The organism is Caldimonas taiwanensis NBRC 104434 (genome assembly GCF_001592165.1).
In the GTDB taxonomy this organism is placed as follows: domain Bacteria; phylum Pseudomonadota; class Gammaproteobacteria; order Burkholderiales; family Burkholderiaceae_C; genus Caldimonas; species Caldimonas manganoxidans.
Genome location: NZ_BCWK01000002.1, coordinates 125,544 through 146,568, shown reverse-complemented (window position 1 = coordinate 146,568; position 21,025 = coordinate 125,544). Strand labels below are relative to the sequence as shown.

Below are 21,025 nucleotides of genomic sequence, written 5' to 3'. Positions count from 1 at the left end.
GCCGTTCAACGACAAGAAAGCCTGTGCATGTTCAAGAAGATCCTCATTGCCAACCGTGGCGAGATCGCCTGCCGCGTGGCAGCCACCGCGCGGCGCCTGGGCATCCGTACCGTGGCGGTGTATTCCGATGCCGACGCGACGGCCAAGCACGTGCAGGTGTGCGACGAGGCCGTGCACATCGGCGCTGCGGCGCCGCGCGACAGCTACCTGCGTCAGGAGCGCATCCTGGAGGCCGCGCGAGCCACCGGCGCGCAGGCCATCCATCCGGGCTATGGCTTTCTCAGCGAGAACGAGTCTTTCGCCGAGGCCTGTGCGCAGGCGGGCATCGTCTTCATCGGGCCGCCGCCTGCGGCGATTGCCGCGATGGGCAGCAAGGCCGCTGCCAAGGCTTTGATGGAGAAGGCCGGCGTGCCGCTGGTGCCGGGCTACCACGGCGATCGGCAGGACAGCGATTTCCTGCTCGCGCAGGCCCAGGCCATCGGCTTTCCGGTGTTGATCAAGGCCAGCGCCGGCGGCGGGGGCAAGGGCATGCGGGCGGTGCAGGTGGCCGAGGAGTTCGAAGCCGCGCTGGCGGCCTGTAAACGCGAGGCTCGATCCAGCTTCGGCGATGACCATGTGTTGATCGAGCGTTACGTGAGCCGGCCGCGCCACATCGAGATCCAGGTGTTCTGCGACACCCATGGCAACGGCGTGTATTTGTTCGAGCGCGACTGCTCGGTGCAGCGGCGCCACCAGAAGGTGCTGGAAGAAGCCCCTGCGCCGGGCATGACCCCGCAGCGTCGGCGTGAGATGGGTGAGGCGGCCGTGGCCGCGGCGCGCGCCGTGGGCTATGTGGGGGCGGGCACGGTGGAGTTCATTGCCGAGCAGGACGGCCGCTTCTACTTCATGGAGATGAACACCCGGCTGCAGGTGGAGCACCCGGTCACCGAAGCCATCACGGGGCACGACCTGGTGGAATGGCAGCTGCGTGTGGCCGCCGGCGAGCCCTTGCCGGTGCGGCAAGAGGATTTGCGCATCCAGGGCCATGCGATCGAGGCGCGCATCTGCGCCGAAAACCCCGAGGCCCATTTCCTGCCGGCCACCGGGCCCTTGCGGGTGTTTCGTTTGCCACCGCAGGCCAGTGAGTTCACGGTGGCGCCGGTGCGGGTGGACGCCGGGGTGCGCGAGGGCGACGAGATCTCGCCGTATTACGACTCGATGATCGCCAAGCTCATCGTGCATGCTCCTACGCGCGAGCAGGCCCTGGCGCAGCTCGATGCCGCGTTGGCGCACACCCATATCGTGGGGCTGCACACCAATGTGAACTTTCTGCGCCGTGTGGTGACCAGTGCCTCGTTCGCTGGGGCCGACCTCGACACGGCCTTGATCGAGCGCGAGCGTGCCCATCTGTTCGGTCCGCCGGGTCTGCCCTTGGACTGTGCCGTGGCCGGTGTGGCCGCGCGGGTGCTGGCCGATGAAGCGGCCCTGCAGGATGCCGATCCTTGGAGCCGACGCGACGGCTGGCGCTTGCATGGCATGGCGCGTCGGCGCATGGAAATCGACGTCGGCGGGCAGCGCCATGTGGCCTTCCTCGAGTACCTGCACGACGGCCGACACCGCCTCGATCTGGGGGGGCAGCGGCAGCTCTTGCAGGTGCATGCCCATTCGGCCGAAGTGCACGACGTGATGCTGGGGGCCTCACGGTGGCGCCTGACGGTGTACCGCCACGGCGAGCAGTTCCACGTGTTCGCCCCCGAGGGGGTGGCGGTGCTGCAGTGGATCGATCCCATCGCCCATGCGGGCGACAGCGGCCACGAGGCCGGCCGCTTGACCGCACCGATGCCGGGCAAGCTGCTGGCTGTGCATGTGAGCGTCGGACAATCCGTGAAGAAAGGTCAGGCGCTGGCCGTGATGGAGGCGATGAAGATGGAGCACACGATCGCGGCGCCGACCGATGGCGTGATCGAGGCCTTGTTGTATGGCGTGGGCGATCAGGTGCCCGAGGGGGCCGAATTGCTGCGCCTGAAGGCGTGAGGCCGTCGTGTGCGGCCAGGCTCAGTGGGCGGCGGCGGTTGTGGGGCGCAACACCGAGCCCAGCGCGCGCCACCAAGGGCGGTGCCCGCGGCGGGTCGATGCCGTGCGAGCGGGATGGGCGGCCTGCGCGGCATGCTGGCGGCTGATCTGGGCGAATTCCTCGGCCAAGCGCTCGAGTTCTTCGTTCTCGCTGGCGCGACAGACATGGAGCACATCCAGCGCGTACCGCTCGCGGCTGAGCATCAGGCCCACGTCGATACCGCTGCCCAACTCGCGCAGCAAAGTGAAGTGGATGCGGGTGGCGATTTGTAGGCGACGGCTCTGAGCGTCCATGGCAATGATCCTCGTCTTGGACGGGAATTTTTCTCCCCCTGGCGCGGGTTGGCCATCCCCATTAAGGTGGAATCCCCCTCCCACTTTTTGGGGGGGCACAATCCGAGGGCATCGGTTGGAGAGGCAGAATGTTTCCTGAACGTGTCACCCTGGTCGACGTCGGCCCGCGCGATGGGCTGCAAAACGAAAAGCAGCCGGTGTCGGCGGCGCACAAGATCGAGTTGGTCCACCGCCTGCAGGCCGCGGGTCTGCGCGAGATCGAGGTCACCAGTTTCGTCTCCCCCAAATGGGTGCCGCAGATGGCCGACAACGCCGAGGTGATGGCCGGCATCCAGCGTCGGCCGGGCGTGCGCTATTCGGTGTTGGTGCCCAACATGAAGGGCTTGGAGGCCGCGTTGCCCACGCGGCCGGACGAGATCGTCGTCTTTGGCGCGGCCAGCGAGGCGTTCAGCCAGCGCAACATCAACTGCTCGATCGAGGAGTCGATCGAGCGTTTCCGCCCGGTGGTGCGCCTGGCGCGTGAACAGGGCTTGAAGGTGCGCGGGGCGATTTCCTGTGCCGTGGGCTGCCCCTACCAAGGCGAGGTCTCTGCCGACGAGGTCGAGCGGGTCGTGCGCCTGATGAAAGACATCGGCGTGCAACACGTGGGGGTGGCCGACACCATCGGCGTGGGCACGCCGCGTCAGGTGCGCGCCGCGATGGAGCGGGCCTTGCGTCACTATCCCTTGCACGAAGTGAGCGGTCATTTTCACGACACCTACGGCCAGGCCATCGGCAACATCTACGCCTGCCTGGAGATGGGCATCCACCATTTCGATGCCAGTGTGGCGGGCTTGGGGGGATGTCCCTATGCCCAAGGGGCCACGGGCAATGTGGCCACCGAGGATGTGGTCTTTTTGCTCCAGGGCCTGGGCATCGACTGCGGCATCGATTTGCAAGCGCTGGTCGATGCCGGCGAGTTCATCTCGCGCGTGCTGGGCCGCAAGCCCGTGTCGCGAGTGGCCAATGCGCTGCTGGCCCGACGTGCACGCATGGAGGCTGCGGCATGAATGCGGTGTGGCCTGCCGATCTGAGCCAACGCCCGGAGGGCTTCCAGCGCGTGGCCCGGGCGCTGGCCCAAGCCGGTCATCCGCAGCCGCCGGTGTTCCTGGAGGTGGCTGCACGCACGGCCCAGGAGGCGGCCGAGGCCCTGGGGGTGGCCGTCGGTCAGATCGCCAAGAGCATCGTGTTCCGGCGCCTGGCCGATGATGCCGCGGTGCTGGTCGTGACCTCGGGCGACAAGCGCGTGGACGAGCACAAAGTGGCCGCGCGGGTGGGGCCGCTTGCGCGGGCGGATGCGCAGTTCGTCAAGGAGCGCACGGGCTTTTCCATTGGCGGGGTGGCACCGGTGGCGCATCGGCAGGCGCCGGTGGTGCTGATCGACCGTGAACTCTTCCGCTTCGAGGTGGTCTGGGCCGCCGCCGGGCATCCCAACGGGGTCTTCCCGGTGACACCGTCGCAGCTGGTGGCGCTCACCGGCGCGCCGGTCGAGGACGTGGTGCTGTGAGCGCTCGTGCCCCATCGCTGCGGCCCGGGCAGGTCGCTAGCCCCTGCATCGGGGTGTGCCGCATGAATGCCTCGACCGGGTGGTGCGAGGGCTGCCACCGCACCCTGGAGGAGATCGCCGCCTGGTCGACGATGAGCGATGCCGACAAACGTGCGGTCTGGAAGCAACTGCCTGCGCGTCGTCAGGCTGCCGCGCACCGCAGCCCGGAGGGATCATGAAATCCTTGCAGTTCTGGTTCGACCCGGTGTCTCCCTATGCCTACCTGGCCTTCGAGCGGCTGCCCGAGGTGCTGGCCGGTTCGTCTTGTGCGGTGAGCTACCGGCCGGTGCTCTTGGCGGGTTTGTTGCAGCATTGGGGGCAACTGGGGCCGGCCGAGATCGCGCCCAAGCGGGACTGGACCTACCGCCAAGTGGCCTGGCTGGCGCAGCGTTTGGACATCCCTTTGGTGATGCCCGCGCAGCACCCCTTCAATCCCTTGGCCTTGTCGCGCCTGCTGCTGGCCCATGGCCGGACCACGGGCATGGCCGGCTCGGCCAATCGGTTTGCCTGTGAGACCGTCTTGCGCCGTGTGTGGCGCACGGGCGAGGCCGCCGGCGAAGCCGCGCAGCTGCAGGCCTTGGCCGAAGCGCTGGCCCCCGGGCAGGCCCAGAGCCTGCTGGCGGCCTTGCGGGAGGAGGAGGTCAAAGCCTTGCTGCGGGCCAACACGGAGCAGGCCGTGTCTGCGGGCATCTTCGGGGTGCCCACGGTGGTGGTCGAGGACAAAGCGTTCTGGGGCTTGGACGGGCTGGACATGCTGGCGGCCTACCTGCGGGGTGATGCGTGGTTCGACGGGCCGGCCTGGGAGGCGGCGGCCCGTGTGCCGCTGGGCCTGCCGCGCCGGGCAGGCGCGCTGCGGTCTTGAGCTCGGCCGGCGCCGCAGGGGTGCGCATCCCGGCTTGCGCTGGGGGGTTGTCGGCGGCAAGATGCAAGTCGGCCTTTGACGTGTTAGCGTCAGAGTGAAGGCGGGCACGGGCGCCCGCCAGCGATGCCATGCAGTCGGCGCCACCACTGCATGCAGCGTCTCTGCGCAGGCATTCGCGCACGAGGTGGCGGTCGGGGCGGCTCACCGATGGGCAAGCGCGCGCTGTACAGCAGTTCCAAGTCGGCGATTTCGGCGCAGCCGGTTCGCGCCGGGCCCCCACTCGGCGGGCCTTCGGCCGGCGGGGCCGCGGCGGGCCCGGTGGCCTCGCCGCAGGCGGCCGCAGCCCACCCCCCTGATGCGCCGGCCCCCGTGTCTCGTGCCGCCCGCTGGCGCGCTTGGGCGCGGCGGCACGAGCGTTGGGGATTGGTGCTGGCCGGTGGCCTGTTGGGGCTGGCGCTGACCGTGCTGCACGAGGCCTGGCGCGCTCCCCTGGGGCCTCTGACGCAGGACGACATCGACAAAGCGGTGCTGCACACCCTGGTGAACAAGCCCCTGCCGTCGATGGCGGCCAAGGCCTATGAAAAGATCCGCCCCTCGGTGGTGCGCGTGCGGGGGCTGAGCCCCCCCAATGCGCAAGGCCAGCAACGCGAAATCGGCACGGGCACTGGCGTGGTCATCGTCGATGAAGGCCTGATCCTGACCAACTTGCACGTGGTGATGGGCGCGCCGAGGTTGCAGGTGGTCTTTCACGACGGGCACGAGGCCGAGGCCGACGTGGTGGCGGTGCAGCCGGAAAACGACTTGGCGGTGATCAAGCCGCGCAGCCTGCCCGATGATCTGCAGCCGGCCACCCTGCGTTCCACCAGCGACCTGGCCGTGGGCGATGCGGTGGTGGCCGTGGGGTTCCCCTTCGGCATCGGCCCCACGGTCACCGCCGGCGTGGTCTCGGGCTTGGGGCGCGAGTTCCGCTCGCCCGAAGGCGAGCGCCTTCTGACCAACCTGATCCAGTTCGATGCGGCGGCCAACCCCGGCAGTTCGGGCGGCCCGTTGGTGACGGCCGACGGTGAGGTCGTGGGCATCGTCACGGCCATCCTCAACCCCACCGAGCACCGCGTCTTCGTGGGCATCGGATTCGCCGTTCCCATCGAAAACGCCGCCGCAGCGGTGGGCCTGTCGCCCTTCTGATGTTTGTCCCTCGACCCGTGATGAAAGGACGCCCGCATGAACAACACCGTCTCCTCTGCCCAAGCGGTGGCCGAGCAGATGCAGCGAGTGCTGTACGAGGTCAAGCGCGTGGTCGTCGGGCAAGACCACTTCCTCGAGCGCGTGCTGGTGGCCATGCTGGCCCAGGGGCATTTGTTGGTCGAGGGTGTGCCGGGGCTGGCCAAGACACTGACGGTCAAGACCCTGGCACGGGTGATGCGCGGCAGCTTCAAACGGGTGCAATTCACGCCCGATCTGGTGCCGGCCGACTTGGTGGGCACGCGCATCTACAACCAGAAGACCGGGGAGTTCCATACCTCATTGGGACCGGTGTTCACCCACTTGCTGCTGGCTGACGAGATCAACCGGGCCCCGGCCAAGGTGCAAAGCGCTTTGCTCGAGGTGATGCAGGAATACCAAGTCACCATTGCCGGGCAGACGCACCCGGTGCCGCGACCCTTCCTGGTGATGGCCACGCAAAACCCCATCGAGACCGAAGGCACTTATCCGCTGCCCGAGGCCCAGGTGGACCGCTTCATGATGAAGGTGCTGGTGGGCTATCCGAGCGAGGAGGAAGAATTCGTCATCGTGCAGCGCGTCACCGGCAGCCCTGAGGACGTGAGCTCGGTGGTCAGCACCGAGGAGCTCGCGCGGCTGCAGCAGGAATGCCGCAAGTGCTATGTGGACCCCTCGCTCATTCAGTACGCGGTCAAGCTGGTGGCCGCCACGCGCGCGCCAGAGCGTGTCGGGCTGCCCGAGCTGTCGCGCTATCTGAGCTTTGGCGCCAGTCCACGGGCCACGATCCACCTGATCGAAGGCGCACGTGCGCTGGCGCTGCTGCGCGGGCGGTCTTATGTGCTGCCGGAGGATGTGACCGACCTGGTGCCTGACGTGCTGCGGCACCGGCTGGTGCTGTCTTACGAGGCGCTGGCCGAGGCATTGTCGGCGGACCATCTGGTGCGGCGCATCATGGACAAGCTGCCCGTGCCTGACAAGCCCCTGGACCCCCATGCGCGCCCCGAAGCCGTCGCCTGAGGTCCGGCGCCGGGCCGATGCCCGAGCCGCGTCGGATGGCCAGACCGCACGTTTCGATGCCGAGCAAACGCATGCCGCCCTCGGCGAGGCCGATCGCCTGCTGCGCCGGTTGGAGTGGACGGTGCTGCGACGCCTGGACGGCTGGCTCGAAGGCGACTACCGCACGCTGTGGCGTGGCCAGGGGCTCGATCTGGCCGACCTGCGGGAATACCAGCTCCACGACGACGTGCGCTCCATCGACTGGAACGTGACCGCCCGCATCCAGGTGCCTCATGTACGCGAGTTCCAGCAAGACCGCGACATCAACGTGTGGTTCTTGCTCGACCTCAGCGGCTCGGTTCATTTCGGGGCTGGCGAGTTCAGCAAGCGCGACGTGTTGGTCGCCTTCGTGGCTTTGATGGCCCGCCTGCTCACACGCCACGGCAACCGCGTGGGCGCCCTCGTCTGCGGCGAGACGGTCGATACCGTGATGGCGGCGCGCGGCGGACGCGGCCAGGTGCTGCAACTGGTGCACCGGCTGCTGATGCGGCCCGCCCCGGCGGCATCTGCGGCCACGCAAGGCACCGATCTGGCGCGCCTGTTCCACCGCGCCGGCAGCTTGATGCGCCGGCGCTCGCTGGTGTTCGTCGTGTCCGACTTCATCGCAGCCCCTGGCTGGACCGAGGCGCTGGGCCACTTGGCGCAGCGCCACGAGGTCCTGGCCGTCCGTTTGACCGATCCTCTGGAGGTGGCGCTGCCCGACCTGGGCTTGGTGATGTTCGAAGATGCCGAGACCGGCGAGCAGCTGTGGGTGGACACCCATGATGCGGGATTTCGCCGGCGCTTCGAGCAGGCCGCGCAGGACCGCGAGGCCGGTTTGCGCCTGGCCTTCGCCGATGCCGGGGTGGATGTGCTGGAGTTGGCCACCGACGAAGACCTGGTGGCGGCGGTGCGCCGTTTCGTCGAGCTGCGCCGGCTGCGTGTGCGCTTGGCCGCCGGCGGCGGGGCCACGTCGATGCGTCCGGCGGCGGCCCTGGCCACACCCCCCCCGTTGGGTCCCTAGGGAGACGGACATGGCATTCCTCTGGCCGGAGATGTTGTGGTTGCTGGGGCTCGTCCCTGCGAGCGTGGTGGCTTACCTGTGGCTGCTGCGCCGTCGCCGACGCCTGGCGCTGCGTTATTCCGGGCTGTCCCTGGTGCGCGAGGCGCTGGGTCGCGGTGCGGGTTGGCGTCGCCACCTGCCGCCGGCGCTGATGCTGCTGGCCTTGGCCGGCCTGCTCGTGGCCGTGGCCCGGCCCACGGCCCGCGTGATCCTGCCCTCGCAACAGCGCATGGTGATCTTGGCGATGGACGTCTCGGGCAGCATGCGCGCCACCGATGTGGAGCCCAACCGCATGGCTGCCGCGCAGGCTGCGGCGCGGGAGTTCGTGGCCTTGCAAGACAGCAGCACCCGCATCGGCGTGGTCACCTTTGCCGGCACGGCGTTGCTGACCCAGCCGCCCACCTACAACAAAGAAGACGTGTTGGCCGCCATCGACCGCTTCAACTTCCAGCGCGCCACGGCCGTGGGCAGCGGCATCCTGGTGTCGCTGCAGGCCATCTTTCCAGACATCGAGTTCGACCTGCGCGGCAGCAATCCGCGTCCGGGTGGCGAGGACAACCGCCTGGGCCGCTCGCTCGACCAGCGCAACTCGGCTCGCAAGCCCCCGCCGCCGGTGGAGCCGGGCTCTTATGGCTCGGCAGCCATCATCTTGCTCACCGATGGCCAAACCACCACCGGCCCCAACCCGTTGGAGGCGGCCCGCATGGCGGCCGAACGCGGCGTGAAGGTCTACACCGTCGGGGTGGGCACCGAGCATGGCGAAATCTTGGTCGGCGACGGCTGGTCGATGCGCGTGCGCCTGGACGAAGACGCCTTGCGCAGCATTGCCCAGATCACCGGCGGCGAATATTTCTACGCCGGCTCGGCCCCGGACCTGAAGAAAATCTACCAGGGCCTGCATTCCAAGCTGGCCCTGGAGACCCGCGAGATCGAGGTCACGGCCCTGTTTGCCGCTGCAGCGGCCGCGCTGATGCTGCTGGCCGCCGGCCTGTCGGTGTTCTGGTTCCACCGGGTGGTGTAGCGAGGGTGCCGTGCGCGGTTCGGGCCTCATCGGTCGCCCAGGTGACGGCCGGCGATCCCGCGGCCGTGCATGATCCAGCCCCATGGCTCACACCACATCCACGATGAATGACATTGCTGTCCATGCCGAGGCCCTGGCCTCCTCGTCCGAGCCTGCGCCCCGTGCGGCTGCCACCTTGGTCGTCGTGCGCGACGGACCTTGCGGACTGGAGGTGCTGCTGCTGCGCCGAGCCGAACGCGGCGATCACAACAGCGGCGCTTGGGTGTTCCCGGGGGGCTTGGTCGACCCTGGCGACCGGCTGGCCAGCGCCTGCGCCGCTGGGCTGGATGCGCGCACGGCCAACGAGCGGCTCGGCCTGGACGAGGGGGCGCTCGACCACTACCTGTGTGCGATCCGCGAATGCTTCGAGGAATGCGGTCTGCTGTTCGCCGACGGACCGCGGCCCGACGCGCCCACGCTGCGAACCTGGCGGCAACGGGTCCACCGCGGCGAACTGGCCTGGGCCGATCTGTGCCGCCAGGCCGGCTGGGTGCTGCGTCCAGACCGGCTGGCCTATCTCAGCCACTGGCTCACGCCCAAAGGGCGGGCCAAGCGCTTCGATACCCGCTTCTTCGTGGCCGTGGCGCCCGCGGGGCAAGACACGGCCCATGACGAGCTCGAAACCGTCGAGCATGGCTGGTTCCGCCCCGAGGACGCCTTGGCCCGCGCCCCCGCTCGGTTCAAGCTGATGACCCCCACGCGCGTCACGCTGGACTTGCTGTCGCGTTTTGCCCACACCAGCGCCCTCATGGCCTGGGCTCAGGCGCCGCGCCAGGTGGCCTTGGTGATGCCGCGCATCGGCCGCGGACCGCAGGGCGAGCGCCCGGTGATGCCCGATGAACCCGCCTGGGCCGAGATCGGCCGCCTGGACCCGCAAGGCCATGGGCATGCGTCCTACGCACTCGAGCCCGGCGTGCCGGTGCGTTTGTCCGAGCGGGTGATCCGCATCACCGCGCCCAATGGCAACGTGATGACCGGGCCGGGCACCAACACCTACCTCGTCGGTGGCGGCGCAGCCCATCGCTGGACCGTGATCGACCCCGGTCCGCCGGACGAGGCGCATGTCCAAGCCGTCCTGGCCGCGGCCACCGGTCCGATCGAGGCCATCGTCCTGACCCACAGCCACCAAGACCATTCCCCGGCCGCGTGGCGATTGCGCGAGCTCACCGGCGCGCCGGTGGCCGGCCGCTGGCCGGCCCATCCGCAGGGGCACGATGCCCATTTGGCACTGGATGTCGAGCTCCAACACGGGCAGCGCCTGAGCTGCGCGGAACATGCCCATCTGCGCGTGTGGCACACCCCCGGGCATGCGTCCAACCATCTGTGCTTCCTGCTCGAAGAGGAAAAGCTGCTGTTCACCGGCGATCACGTGATGCAGTCGTCCACCGTGGTGATCAACCCCCCGGACGGCGACATGACGGCCTACCTCGACTCGCTGCGCGCCTTGCTCGACCTGGACCTGGACTGGCTGGCCCCTGGCCACGGCTTTCTGATGGCCGAGCCGCGGCGCGTGCTCGAAGGCCTCATCGCCCACCGCTTGCACCGCGAGGCCCTGGTGCTGCAGGCCGTCGCCCGCCTGGGGCCGGCGTCGGTGCCGGTGTTGCGCGAGCAGGTCTACGCCGACTTGAGGCCGGCCCTGCATGCCATGGCCGAACGCTCCTTGCTGGCCCACTTGCTCAAGCTGCAATCCGAAGGCCGGGTGCGCGAGAGCAAGGCTGGCTGGATCGTGGCCTGAGCCTCAGCGCGGCGGCCGCAGCGGCTCGCCCCAAGCGCGCCGCCACAACCAGGGCAGGGCCTCGGCCAGGTCGGGGCGCGAGCCGACCTGCTCGGGGCGCGCCAGCGGCACCGGGTCGCTGCGCAGCTGCGCCATGCGGAACGTGAAGACGTAAAACGGTTCCTGGCCCATGCGCAGGTCGCTCATCAGCACCTGCCCATCACGCACCTGCATCTTGAAATAACCCTTGCTGAACCAGGCGATGCGCTGCACGGGTTCGTGATCGCGCAGGGCTTCGTAAAGCGCCTGTCCGCGATCGAAGCGGTCGAACGGGATCTGGCGGCCCTCGTCCAGCAAGGAGTAGAAGCCCTCCCAGTGCGCCTCGGGCGAGACCGCCACGATGCGCCACAACACGGTGTTGAAGGCCGTGGGCGTGGCCATCAGCTGCTGCACCGCCACGCCCTGGGCCGCCAGCGACTCGCGCGCGACGGCCAGGGCTTGTTGCTGGGCCAAGACACTCCAGCCAAGATAGACGGTGCTCAGCACGAGCCCGGCCGCATTCCAGTGCAGACGGTCGACCCGGCGCGACCCCAAAGCCGCCGCGATGCCCACCAGCAAAGGCAAGGTGTACAGCGGGTCGATGATGAAGATGCTGCCCATGCCGAAGGGGTGGTCGGTGAAGGGCAAGGCCAGCTGGGTGCCATACACCGTCATCGCATCCAGCAACGGGTGGGTCACCAGTGCTAGCCACAGGGCCAGCCACCAACGCCGAAACAGGCCCGTCTCCCCATGCACTCGAGTCACGATCGCGGCCAGCAGCGGTGAGGCCAGGCTCAGATAGAGCAAGGCATGGCTGGCGCTGCGGTGATACGTCATGTTGCGCACCGCATCACCGAAGTCGATCAGCACATCCAGATCCGGCAGGGTGCCTGCGATGCCGCCCCACAGGGCGGCCTTCCACCGTGCCGTGCGCCGCCCCATCACCGCCAGGCCGACGGCCGCGCCCAACGCCAACTGAGAAACGGAGTCCATCCCCCGATTGTCGCGGCGCACACGATCGCGCCAGCTTGGAACACCCCATCCCGGTTGTGCGTTGATCGCACAACACCCCCCATTTTGGGGGTATGGGACCTTGGGCCGAGCCCTTCTAGCATGAGGGTATGGACGCTCGGTATGAAAGCGCGCATGCGGGCCGTGTTGGCCTCAGCGACGCAGCCGGGCACAGGAGGGCGCGGTGACGCGGCGGTGGATGTGGGCGGCGGCAGCCGTCATGGGTCTGATCACGATGTGGGGTGTCTTGCCAGGCAGGCACGCCACGCATGACCGGGCCGATGCCTTGCAGCGCCTGCGCGCCGGTGAGCCTTTGCGGGTGGGGTATGCCGTCGAGCCGCCGTATGCCGTGGTGCGCGCCGATGGGCAGGTCGAGGGTTTGGCGCCCGAAGTGGCGCGGATGGTGGGCCAGCGCCTGGGCGTGACCCGTTACGAGTGGATCCAGACCCGCTTCGACGCCTTGATCCCCGAGCTGCGGGCGCATCGCTTCGACGTGGTGGCCGCAGGCATGTTCATCACCGCGCAGCGGGAGGCCTGGGTGGCCCATTCTCAACCGATGATGCAAGTGCGCAGCGGCGTGTTGTGGCGGCGTGCCGCCGAAGACGCCTCACCTGCGGCCGCCTGGCACGGGTGGGAGACGGTGCAGCGTGTGGCCGTGATCGAAGGTTCGGTGGAGCACCAGCGCTGGTTGGCCGGCGGCGGCCTGCAAGACCGCTTGATGCTCGTGCCCGATGCGGCCAGCGGACAGGCGGCCGTGCTCGAAGGCTTGGCCGATGCGTTCGCATTGTCATGGCCGTCGGTGCAGTGGATGGCCGCGCACAGCCAAGGCCGCTTGCAGGCGCAGCCCTTGGCCCCTGGGGAGCTCTTGGGCACGGACCTGGACCACCCCGCTTTCCAGTTCCGACATGAAGACGAGGCCTTGCGCCAAGCCTGGGACGCCGCCTTGCGCGACGTGCTGGGCAGCCCGCAGTACGCGGCCTTGCTGGTACGCTGGCAGGTGGGCCAGGACGCGCATCCCGCCTTGGAACGAGCGCCGAGGGAGGGCGGCTCATGACGAACAGCCGCGCAGCACATCGATCACGCATGCGGGGGGTTTGGGATTGGCCCGTGTGGGCTTGGGCCGCCATCGTGGGATCGGGGCTGATCTGCCTGACCATCGTGTGGCTGCAGCGCAGCCATTTGAACCAGTTGGAGCAGACGGTCGAGACCCTGCGCTACATGCGGGTGGCCCGCAGCGACGTGGCCCAAGGGATGTTGCATCTGGCGTTCGGCTCGGACGATGCGCTCGGGCCTTGGAATGCGGCCCAGGGGCAGGCCTTGATCGACCAGGCCCTGGACCAGCTCCACAAGATGGCCACTGCCGCGGGCGATCTCGATGCGCCCGCGCAAGAGCTGGCCGCCGCGATCACGCAGCTGCGTCAGGAATGGGCGCGCGCCGGCCCACAGCGGCAGGCATGGTTGCGCTCCAGTGCCGCACGTTTGATGCTCAGCCGCATCGACGCGGCGGCCGCGCGCATGGTGGAGGCACTGGCGCAGCGTTTGGACGAGAGCATCGAGAGGCAGCGGCGTCGCCACGGGGTGGCTTGGGGCGGCACCATTCTTTTATGGTCCGTGCTGGCGTGGGCGGTGCATCGCGCCTTGCGCCGACAGCGGCGCATCGAAGCCGCTTTGCAAGACAGCCAGCAGCGCTACCGGGCGCTGGCCGACCAGCGCAAAACCCATCTGGACCAAGCCTTGGCCGAACAGCGGCGGGCCGATGCCTTCTGGCGCACGGTGGTCGATCACCAACCGACCCTGGTGGCCTATTGGGACAAAGAGCTGAGGTTGCGCTTTGCCAACAAAGCCTACCTCGATTGGCTGGGCAAGCGTGCCGAAGAGGCGATCGGTCGCACCATTCCCGAAGTCGTGGGCGAAGACCTCTTTCAGCGCGAATGGCCCAAGATCCGGCGCATCTTGGAAGGTGAAAGCTTCGAGGGCGAGTACACCTGGGCCGTGGGCGAGCACACGCCGCGGCAGTTCTGGGCCTATCGCATGCCGGACCGGCGAGACGGCCAGGTCCACGGTTACTACTTCTTCGCCACCGATGTGACCGACCTGAAAGTGGCGCAAGACCACCTGGAAGCGCTCAATGTCGAGCTCACGCGCGCGCGCGACCGCGCCGAGGCGGCCAACCGGGCCAAGAGCGCGTTCCTGGCCAACATGAGCCATGAAATCCGCACGCCGATGAATGCCATCATCGGATTGACCCATCTGCTGCGCCAACACATCGGCACGGGCGAACATGCCGACAAACTGGACAAGATCGATGCGGCCGCCCAGCATCTGCTGTCCATCATCAACGACGTGCTGGACCTGGCCAAGATCGAGGCCGGCAAGCTGCAGCTCGAGTCGGCAGACTTCCGCATCGACACCATGTTGTCGCGCGCCTGCGACCTGGTGGGCCCGAAGGTGCGCGACAAAGGCCTGGAGCTCGTGCTCGATGCGGACCATCTGCCCGTGTCGGTGCACGGAGACGCCACCCGGCTGTCGCAAGCCCTGCTCAATTTGCTGAGCAATGCCGTGAAATTCACGGACCAAGGCATCATCGTGCTCAGCGGGGAGGTGCTCGCCCAAGATGCCCAGTCCATTGAGCTTCGGTTTGCGGTGCGCGACACCGGCCCGGGCCTCACCCCCGAGCAGATCGAACGCATCTTCCATCCGTTCGAGCAAGTCGACGGCAGCCGCACCCGCCGCCACGGCGGCACCGGCCTGGGCTTGACCATCACCCGCCATCTGGTGCAGCTGATGGGTGGCCAGATCGGCGTGGACAGCCAGCCTGGCCGGGGCAGCACCTTCTGGTTCACGGTGACTCTGCGTCGCGCGGCCACCCAGGCCGCACGCTCGGATGTGCGGCTGCGTGGTTTGCGGGTCTTGCTCATCGACGACCTCATCGAGGCTCGCCAGGCGCTGGGCGAAATGCTCCACATCATGGGACTGCAGGTGCAGGCTTGCGACAGCGGCTTGCAGGCCGTGCACGACATGGGTCGGGGCGATGCATGCCGGCCCGATGTCATCGTGACCGACTGGCTCATGCCCGAGTTGGACGGCTTGCAAACCGTTCGGCGCTTGCGCGAACTGTGGGGGCCGCAGGCCATGCCACCTTGTCTGATGGTCACGGCGCGTGACGATGCGGCCTTGCGCCAAGCCGCGCGCGATGAAGGGGTGGGGGCCGTGCTGCTCAAACCGGTGACGCCTTCGGCGCTGCACGATGCCTTGATCTCCTTGTTGGGCCAGCGCGTGTTGCGTGCGCCATCGCCCACTCCGGCGCCGACGCCGCCGCAAGCGCCGTGGCCGCAAGGGCGTTTGCTGCTGGTCGAAGACAACCCCGTCAATCAAGAAGTGGCTTGCGAACTGCTGCGCGCGGCGGGTCTGGAGGTGGACGTGGCCGGCACCGGGGTGGATGCCGTGCGCATGGCTTCGGCCTATCCGTACCGTCTGATCTTGATGGACATGCACATGCCCGAGATGGATGGTTTGCAAGCCACTCGGGCGATACGGGCCTTGCCCGGGTATGCGCAAACCCCCATCGTGGCGATGACGGCCAATGCCTTCGGCGAAGACCGCGAAGCCTGCCTGGCGGCCGGGATGAACGACCACATCGCCAAGCCGGTCGAGCCGGCCTTGTTGTATGCCCGGCTGCGGCACTGGCTGCAACCGTAGACGCAGGTCACGACGGCGGCGTCAAACCGTGGTAGGCCGTGCAGGACTCGAACCTGCGACCCAAGGATTATGAGTCCTCTGCTCTAACCGACTGAGCTAACGGCCCAAAGGGCAAGCCCCCGATTGTAGGCCGTGCTACTTTTGACTCAGCGCGTTGGACACCAGGCGCGAGGTGATGTCCACGATCTGGATCATGCGATCGTAGGCCATGCGGGTCGGACCGATCACGCCCAGGGTGCCCACGACCTGACCGTCCACCTCGTAAGGGGCCGACACGACGGACAGCTCCTCATAGGGCACCACTTGACTTTCGCCACCGATGTAGATGCGCACGCCCTCGGCGCGGCTGGAGACATCGAGCAGGCGCATGAGCTGGGTTTTTTGTTCGAACAGATCGAAGAGCTTGCGCAGCGATTCCAGATCGCTGGAAAAGTCTTGCACCGTCAGCAAGTTGCGCTCGCCCGAGACGACCACCTGCTCCTGGCTGCTGGCCATGGCCTCCGAGCCGGCCTGCACGGCCGCCTGCATCAGACTGGCGATTTCGCTGCGCAGGGCCTCCACCTCGGTTTGCAAGCGATTGCGCACTTCCTCCAGGGTCAAGCCGGCGAAGTGAGTGTTGACATAGTTCGTGGCCTCGACGAGCTGCGCCTGGGTGTAGTTGTGATCGGTGAACAGCACGCGGTTTTGGACATCGCCGTCGGGAGCGACCAAGATCACCAGCACGCGCCGCTCGGACAGGCGCAGAAACTCGATGTGATGAAACACCGAGGGCTTGCGCGGCGCGGTGATCACGCCCACGAAGTGCGACAGATTCGACAGCAACTGCGCGGCCGTGGCGATCACCCGCTGTGGCTGGTCGGGCTGCAGCTGGTCCCGCACGCTGGCCACCTCGGGCGGCGGCTGGTTCAAATCCAGCGGCCGGGCGGTGAGCATCGTGTCGACGAACAGGCGATAGCCGCGCGCAGTGGGCACCCGCCCGGCCGAGGTGTGAGGGCTGGCGATCAGCCCCATGTCTTCCAAATCGGCCATCACGTTGCGGATGGTGGCCGGGGACAACTCGAGCCCCGAGGCTTTGGACAGGGTGCGAGAACCCACCGGCTGGCCGTCGGCAATGTAGCGCTCGACCAGGGTTTTCAGCAGGGTTTTGGCGCGGTCGTCCAGCATGCCATGGATTTTAGGGCGCGCCGCCGCGCTACAAGGGGGGGTGGGCTGGGCGTATTCCCGGGTCGGGCCGGGGGTGCGATCGATCCTGGGCGGCGCCGGCGCTGTGGTGTAATCGCGCCCATGAAATCCCGCTTCCGTCACGTGGCACTGATCGGCAAATACCAGGCCCAGGGCATGCGCGGGGTGCTGGAGGACATTGCCCAGTTCATCTGCCGCCAGGGGGCGGAGGTCTCGCTCGAGCATGACACCGCGATGAACACCGGCTTGAGCGGCTATCCGATGCTCGATGCAGACGGCATGGGCCGCGAATGCGACCTGGCCGTCGTGGTGGGCGGCGACGGCACCATGCTGCACATTGCCCGCGAGGTCGCGCGCCATGGGTTGCCGCTGGTGGGCATCAACCAAGGCCGCCTGGGCTTCATCACCGACATTCCGGTGGGCGAGGTGCGCGAGGTGCTGGGGCCCGTGATGGGCGGCGACTTCGAGGAGGAGCGCCGCAGCATGCTCGAAGGCCAGGTCGTGCGCGATGGCCAAGTGATTTTCGAAGCTTTCGCCCTCAATGACGTGGTGGTCAACCGCGGGGCCACCGCCGGCATGGTGGAGCTGCGCATCGAGGTGGCCGGCGACTTCATGGCCAACATCCGTTGCGACGGCCTCATCGTGGCCTCGCCCACCGGCTCGACGGCCTATGCCCTGTCCGCCGGCGGGCCCATCCTGCATCCGGACATCGCCGGCTGGGTGCTGGTGCCCATTGCGCCGCACACCCTGTCCAACCGCCCCATCGTGCTGCCCGACGACAGCGAGGTGGCCGTGGAGATCGTCGGCGGGCGCGACACGAGCGTGAATTTCGACATGCAAAGCCTGGCCAGCCTGTTGCACGGCGACGTCGTGCGCGTGCGACGTTCGGCGCACCGGGTACGCTTTCTCCATCCGCGTGGCTGGAGCTATTACGCCACGCTGCGCAAAAAACTCCATTGGAACGAAGGTTTGGGGGCTTGAGCCGATGCTGCGCCGCATCGCCCTGAAGGATTTCGTCATCGTTCAAGAACTCGAGGTCGAGTTCGGGCCTGGCTTTTCCGTGCTGACCGGTGAAACCGGGGCTGGCAAATCCATCCTGATCGATGCCTTGCAGCTGGCACTCGGCGCGCGCGGCGATGCCGGCGTGGTGCGCGAGGGCGCATCGCGCACCGAGATCAGCGCCGAATTCGACAGCCCCGCCACTTTGGCTGCCTGGTTGGACGAAGCCGGGTTCCAGACCGATGAGCTGCTGTTGTTGCGGCGCAGCATCGACGCCCAGGGCAAGAGCCGTGCCTGGATCAATGGCAGTCCGGCCACCGTGGCCCAGCTCAAGGCCGTGGGCGAGCACCTGGTGGACATCCACGGCCAGCATGCCTGGCAAAGCCTGACGCGGCCCGACGCGGTGCGGGGGTTGCTCGACGCTTATGCGGGCTGCGACCTGGCGCCGCTGGCGCGCGCCTGGTCGGACTGGCGAGCGGCGGCCCAGGCGCTGCAAGACGCCCGCGCCGGCCAGGATCACTTGCAGCGTGAGCGCGAGCGCCTGGCCTGGCAGATCGGCGAGGTGGACAAGCTTGCGCCGGGCCCGGACGAATGGGCCGAGCTCGATGCCGAGCACCGGCGGCTGAGCCACGCCCAGGCCCTGCTCGATGCGGTGCAGGCCGCCTTGCAGGCGGTGTCGGAGTCCGAGGGCAGCGCCGACGAGTTGACCGCCCGTGCCATCGACGGCCTGGAGGCCGTGGTCGGCTACGACGGCTCGCTGGCCGACGTGATCGAGGTCTTGCGCAGCGCCCAGGCGCAGCTCGAAGATGCCGCCCACAGCCTGAATGCCTACTTGCGCCGTGGCGAGCTCGACCCAGCGCGCCTGCAAGAGCTGGACGAGCGTTTGTCGAGCTGGATGGGCCTGGCGCGTCGCTACCGCTGTGCCCCGCCGGATCTGCCGGGGCTGTGGGCCCGGTGGAAGGACGAACTGGCCCGGCTCGAGGCGGCCAGCGACCTGCAAGGGCTGGAGCGAGCCGAGGCTCAGGCCCGCAAAGCCTACGAGCAGGCTGCACGCGAGGTGTCCCGGGCCCGCCGCGAGGCCGCGCCTCGCCTGTCCCAAGCCGTCACCGAGGCGATGCAACGGCTGGGCATGGCCGGGGGCCGCTTCGAGGTGGTGCTGGTGCCCAACGAGGCCCCTCAGGCCCATGGCCTGGAGACCGTGGAATTCCTCGTGGCCGGTCATGCCGGCAGCTCACCGCGGCCGCTGGCCAAAGTGGCCTCCGGAGGTGAGCTGTCGCGCATCGCGCTGGCCATTGCCGTGACGACCAGCCAGCTGGGCGAGGCCGGCACGCTGATCTTCGATGAGATCGACGCTGGCGTGGGCGGCGCGGTGGCCGACACGGTGGGGCGTTTGATGAAGCAGCTCGGGCGCGACCGCCAGGTCTTGGCCGTCACGCATCTGCCCCAGGTGGCCGCATGTGCCGATCATCACTGGGTGGTCAGCAAGACCACCCAGGAAGGCCACACCACCAGCGGCTTGCGCGCGGTCTTCGGTGAGGACCGGGTGGCCGAGATCGCCCGCATGCTGGGGGGGCAGCAGCGCTCGGGCACCAGCTTCGCGCATGCCCAGGAAATGCTGGCCACGGCGGCCACCTCGCTGGAGCCGGCCGAGCCGCCGCGGGCACGGAGGCGCGGATGAGCCCGGCGGCGACGAACGCGTGGCGCGAGCTGGTGCTCATCACCGGCATTTCCGGCTCGGGCAAGTCGGTGGCGCTGCACGCGCTGGAAGACGCCGGCTATTTTTGCGTGGACAACCTGCCGGCGGAGCTGCTGGAGCCCTGCGTGCGACTCGTGCATGAGAAAGGCTCTGCCCGTGTGGCGATTGCGGCCGATGTGCGGGCCGTGCAGTCGCTGCCCTTGCTCAAGCCTGCCCTGGCGCGGCTGCGTGAGCAGGGTGTGGCGGTGCGGCCGGTCTTTCTCGATGCCTCCACCGACACCTTGGTGCGGCGCTTTTCGGAAACCCGCCGCCGCCATCCGCTGTCGGACCCCTCGGCGGCCGACCCCACTGCCCAGCGCGCGCTGATCGAGGCCATCGAGCTGGAGCGCGATCTGCTGGCCGAGCTGCGCGAGCTGTCCACCATCATCGACACCAGCGAGCTGCGCCCGACCCAACTGCGCCAGTGGATACGCCAGATCGTGCAGGCCCCGGCGGCTTCGCTGACGCTGGTGTTCGAATCCTTCGCCTTCAAACATGGCGTGCCGCTCGATGCGGACTACGTCTTCGACGTGCGCATGCTGCCCAACCCCTATTACGACCGCGACTTGCGCCCTTACACCGGGCGCGACGCGCCGGTGATCGCGTACTTTCAACAACAGCCGGAGGTGGCCGAGATGGTGGCCCAGATCGAGGCCTTCTTGCGCCGCTGGCTGCCCGCGTTCGAGCAGGACCAGCGCGCCTACCTCACCGTGGCGGTGGGCTGCACCGGCGGGCAGCACCGCTCTGTCTACCTCGTCGAACAACTGGCCCAGCGCTTCCGGGCGCGCGGCTCCACCCTCATTCGTCACCGCGAACTCGATGCGCGTGACGCTGCTTCATGACTGCTTTGCCCGACCCTTCCGCGCTGCCGCTGTTCCCTTTGCAAACCGTGCTGTTCCCCGAGGGCTTGCTGAGCCTGAAGGTGTTCGAGGCGCGCTATCTCGACCTCGTCAGCCGCAGCTTGCGCACCCAGCATCCCTTTGGCGTGGTGGCTTTGCGCCAAGGGCATGAGGTTCGCCGCCCGGGCGAGGCGGTGGCCTTCGAGGCCGTGGGCTGCCTGGCCGAGCTGATCGAGGTCGACAGCGAGCAGGCCGGCATCCTGCAGGTGCGCTGCCGAGGCTCGCAGCGTTTCCGCATCCTGTCCACGCGTCAAGGCGAGGACGGGCTGTGGTGGGCCGAGGTGCAATGGCTGGCGCCCGATGCGGCCGTGCTGCCGCAGAAAGAGCATCTGGCCAGCGCACAGGCCCTGGCCAATGCCATCCGGATGTTGCGCCAGCGCGGACCTTTGCCCTTCCTGGAGCCCTTCCACTTCGACGATGCCGGCTGGATCGCCAACCGCTGGTGCGAGATCTTGCCGATCCCGCTGGTTGCGCGCCAACGCCTGATGGAACTGGACGACCCGCAGGTGCGCTTGAAGTTGGTCGATCAATTCTTGCGCAGCAAGGGCATCATCGGCGGCCCCTGAGGGCGCGTC

At 68.2% G+C, this 21,025-nt stretch carries 19 protein-coding genes and 1 tRNA gene; 16 read left to right on the top strand and 4 right to left on the bottom strand.

Going from position 1 to position 21,025, the window contains the following annotated elements; translation table 11 throughout:
- Window positions 1–27: 27 nt before the first annotated feature.
- On the top strand, window positions 28–2,013 hold the full coding sequence (locus CTA01S_RS02380; protein WP_062191740.1) for an acetyl/propionyl/methylcrotonyl-CoA carboxylase subunit alpha: 1,986 nt from the start codon (window positions 28–30) through the stop codon (window positions 2,011–2,013).
- A 21-nt stretch (window positions 2,014–2,034) separates the two neighbouring features.
- Here CTA01S_RS02380 and CTA01S_RS02375 read toward each other — a convergent pair whose 3' ends face one another.
- Complete coding sequence (locus tag CTA01S_RS02375; protein WP_019559823.1) at window positions 2,035–2,346, bottom strand: hypothetical protein; 312 nt, start codon at window positions 2,344–2,346, stop codon at window positions 2,035–2,037.
- Between the two features lie 128 nt (window positions 2,347–2,474).
- On the opposite strand from CTA01S_RS02375, the gene CTA01S_RS02370 reads away from it, so the two are divergent.
- The 9 genes from CTA01S_RS02370 to CTA01S_RS02330 all read left to right on the top strand — a co-directional run bounded on the left by CTA01S_RS02370 (window position 2,475) and on the right by CTA01S_RS02330 (window position 10,907).
- Window positions 2,475–3,395, top strand: a complete 921-nt coding sequence (locus CTA01S_RS02370; RefSeq protein WP_019559822.1) for a hydroxymethylglutaryl-CoA lyase — start codon at window positions 2,475–2,477, stop codon at window positions 3,393–3,395.
- Window positions 3,392–3,892: a YbaK/EbsC family protein gene (locus tag CTA01S_RS02365; protein WP_019559821.1), complete on the top strand. Its 501-nt coding sequence runs from the start codon at window positions 3,392–3,394 to the stop codon at window positions 3,890–3,892. Before CTA01S_RS02370 ends, CTA01S_RS02365 begins: the two co-directional genes overlap by 4 nt.
- On the top strand, window positions 3,889–4,110 hold the full coding sequence (locus CTA01S_RS02360; RefSeq protein WP_033370907.1) for a DUF1289 domain-containing protein: 222 nt from the start codon (window positions 3,889–3,891) through the stop codon (window positions 4,108–4,110). The genes CTA01S_RS02365 and CTA01S_RS02360 overlap by 4 nt, the downstream gene beginning before the upstream one ends.
- Complete coding sequence (locus CTA01S_RS02355; RefSeq protein ID WP_062191737.1) at window positions 4,107–4,793, top strand: 2-hydroxychromene-2-carboxylate isomerase; 687 nt, start codon at window positions 4,107–4,109, stop codon at window positions 4,791–4,793. The genes CTA01S_RS02360 and CTA01S_RS02355 overlap by 4 nt, the downstream gene beginning before the upstream one ends.
- A 207-nt stretch (window positions 4,794–5,000) precedes the next feature.
- Complete coding sequence (locus tag CTA01S_RS02350; RefSeq protein ID WP_019559818.1) at window positions 5,001–5,978, top strand: S1C family serine protease; 978 nt, start codon at window positions 5,001–5,003, stop codon at window positions 5,976–5,978.
- Window positions 5,979–6,014: 36 nt separating this feature from the next.
- A complete protein-coding gene (locus CTA01S_RS02345) occupies window positions 6,015–7,031 on the top strand; it encodes an AAA family ATPase (protein WP_062191734.1) in 1,017 nt (338 codons plus the stop codon).
- Window positions 7,006–8,073, top strand: coding sequence for a DUF58 domain-containing protein (locus tag CTA01S_RS02340; RefSeq protein WP_062191730.1), 1,068 nt, complete (start codon window positions 7,006–7,008; stop codon window positions 8,071–8,073). The genes CTA01S_RS02345 and CTA01S_RS02340 overlap by 26 nt, the downstream gene beginning before the upstream one ends.
- Before the next feature lie 10 nt (window positions 8,074–8,083).
- Window positions 8,084–9,133: a VWA domain-containing protein gene (locus CTA01S_RS02335; protein ID WP_062191726.1), complete on the top strand. Its 1,050-nt coding sequence runs from the start codon at window positions 8,084–8,086 to the stop codon at window positions 9,131–9,133.
- Window positions 9,134–9,236: 103 nt separating this feature from the next.
- Complete coding sequence (locus tag CTA01S_RS02330) at window positions 9,237–10,907, top strand: MBL fold metallo-hydrolase (protein ID WP_062191723.1); 1,671 nt, start codon at window positions 9,237–9,239, stop codon at window positions 10,905–10,907.
- Between the two features lie 3 nt (window positions 10,908–10,910).
- Here CTA01S_RS02330 and CTA01S_RS02325 read toward each other — a convergent pair whose 3' ends face one another.
- A complete protein-coding gene (locus CTA01S_RS02325) occupies window positions 10,911–11,918 on the bottom strand; it encodes a metal-dependent hydrolase (protein ID WP_062191720.1) in 1,008 nt (335 codons plus the stop codon).
- 202 nt (window positions 11,919–12,120) lie between these two features.
- On the opposite strand from CTA01S_RS02325, the gene CTA01S_RS02320 reads away from it, so the two are divergent.
- Entirely contained in the window at window positions 12,121–12,990 is an 870-nt protein-coding gene (locus CTA01S_RS02320; RefSeq protein ID WP_157451275.1) for a transporter substrate-binding domain-containing protein, read from the top strand.
- A gap of 29 nt (window positions 12,991–13,019) precedes the next feature.
- Window positions 13,020–15,635: a PAS domain-containing hybrid sensor histidine kinase/response regulator gene (locus CTA01S_RS02315; protein WP_062191712.1), complete on the top strand. Its 2,616-nt coding sequence runs from the start codon at window positions 13,020–13,022 to the stop codon at window positions 15,633–15,635.
- Window positions 15,636–15,664: 29 nt separating this feature from the next.
- Here the strand turns inward: CTA01S_RS02315 and CTA01S_RS02310 are convergent.
- A tRNA-Ile gene (locus CTA01S_RS02310) sits at window positions 15,665–15,741 on the bottom strand.
- Window positions 15,742–15,770: 29 nt separating this feature from the next.
- Complete coding sequence (hrcA, locus tag CTA01S_RS02305; protein ID WP_019559810.1) at window positions 15,771–16,799, bottom strand: heat-inducible transcriptional repressor HrcA; 1,029 nt, start codon at window positions 16,797–16,799, stop codon at window positions 15,771–15,773.
- A 120-nt stretch (window positions 16,800–16,919) separates the two neighbouring features.
- Here hrcA and CTA01S_RS02300 point away from each other — a divergent pair, with 120 nt between their 5' ends.
- From CTA01S_RS02300 to CTA01S_RS02285, 4 genes are read left to right on the top strand one after another with little or no spacing between them, the layout of a single operon-like run.
- Complete coding sequence (locus tag CTA01S_RS02300) at window positions 16,920–17,798, top strand: NAD kinase (RefSeq protein ID WP_019559809.1); 879 nt, start codon at window positions 16,920–16,922, stop codon at window positions 17,796–17,798.
- A gap of 4 nt (window positions 17,799–17,802) precedes the next feature.
- Window positions 17,803–19,494, top strand: coding sequence for a DNA repair protein RecN (gene recN / locus CTA01S_RS02295; RefSeq protein WP_062191709.1), 1,692 nt, complete (start codon window positions 17,803–17,805; stop codon window positions 19,492–19,494).
- Complete coding sequence (gene rapZ / locus CTA01S_RS02290) at window positions 19,491–20,393, top strand: RNase adapter RapZ (protein WP_062191705.1); 903 nt, start codon at window positions 19,491–19,493, stop codon at window positions 20,391–20,393. Before recN ends, rapZ begins: the two co-directional genes overlap by 4 nt.
- Window positions 20,390–21,016, top strand: coding sequence for an LON peptidase substrate-binding domain-containing protein (locus CTA01S_RS02285; RefSeq protein WP_062191702.1), 627 nt, complete (start codon window positions 20,390–20,392; stop codon window positions 21,014–21,016). The genes rapZ and CTA01S_RS02285 overlap by 4 nt, the downstream gene beginning before the upstream one ends.
- The last annotated feature ends 9 nt before the right edge of the window (window positions 21,017–21,025 follow it).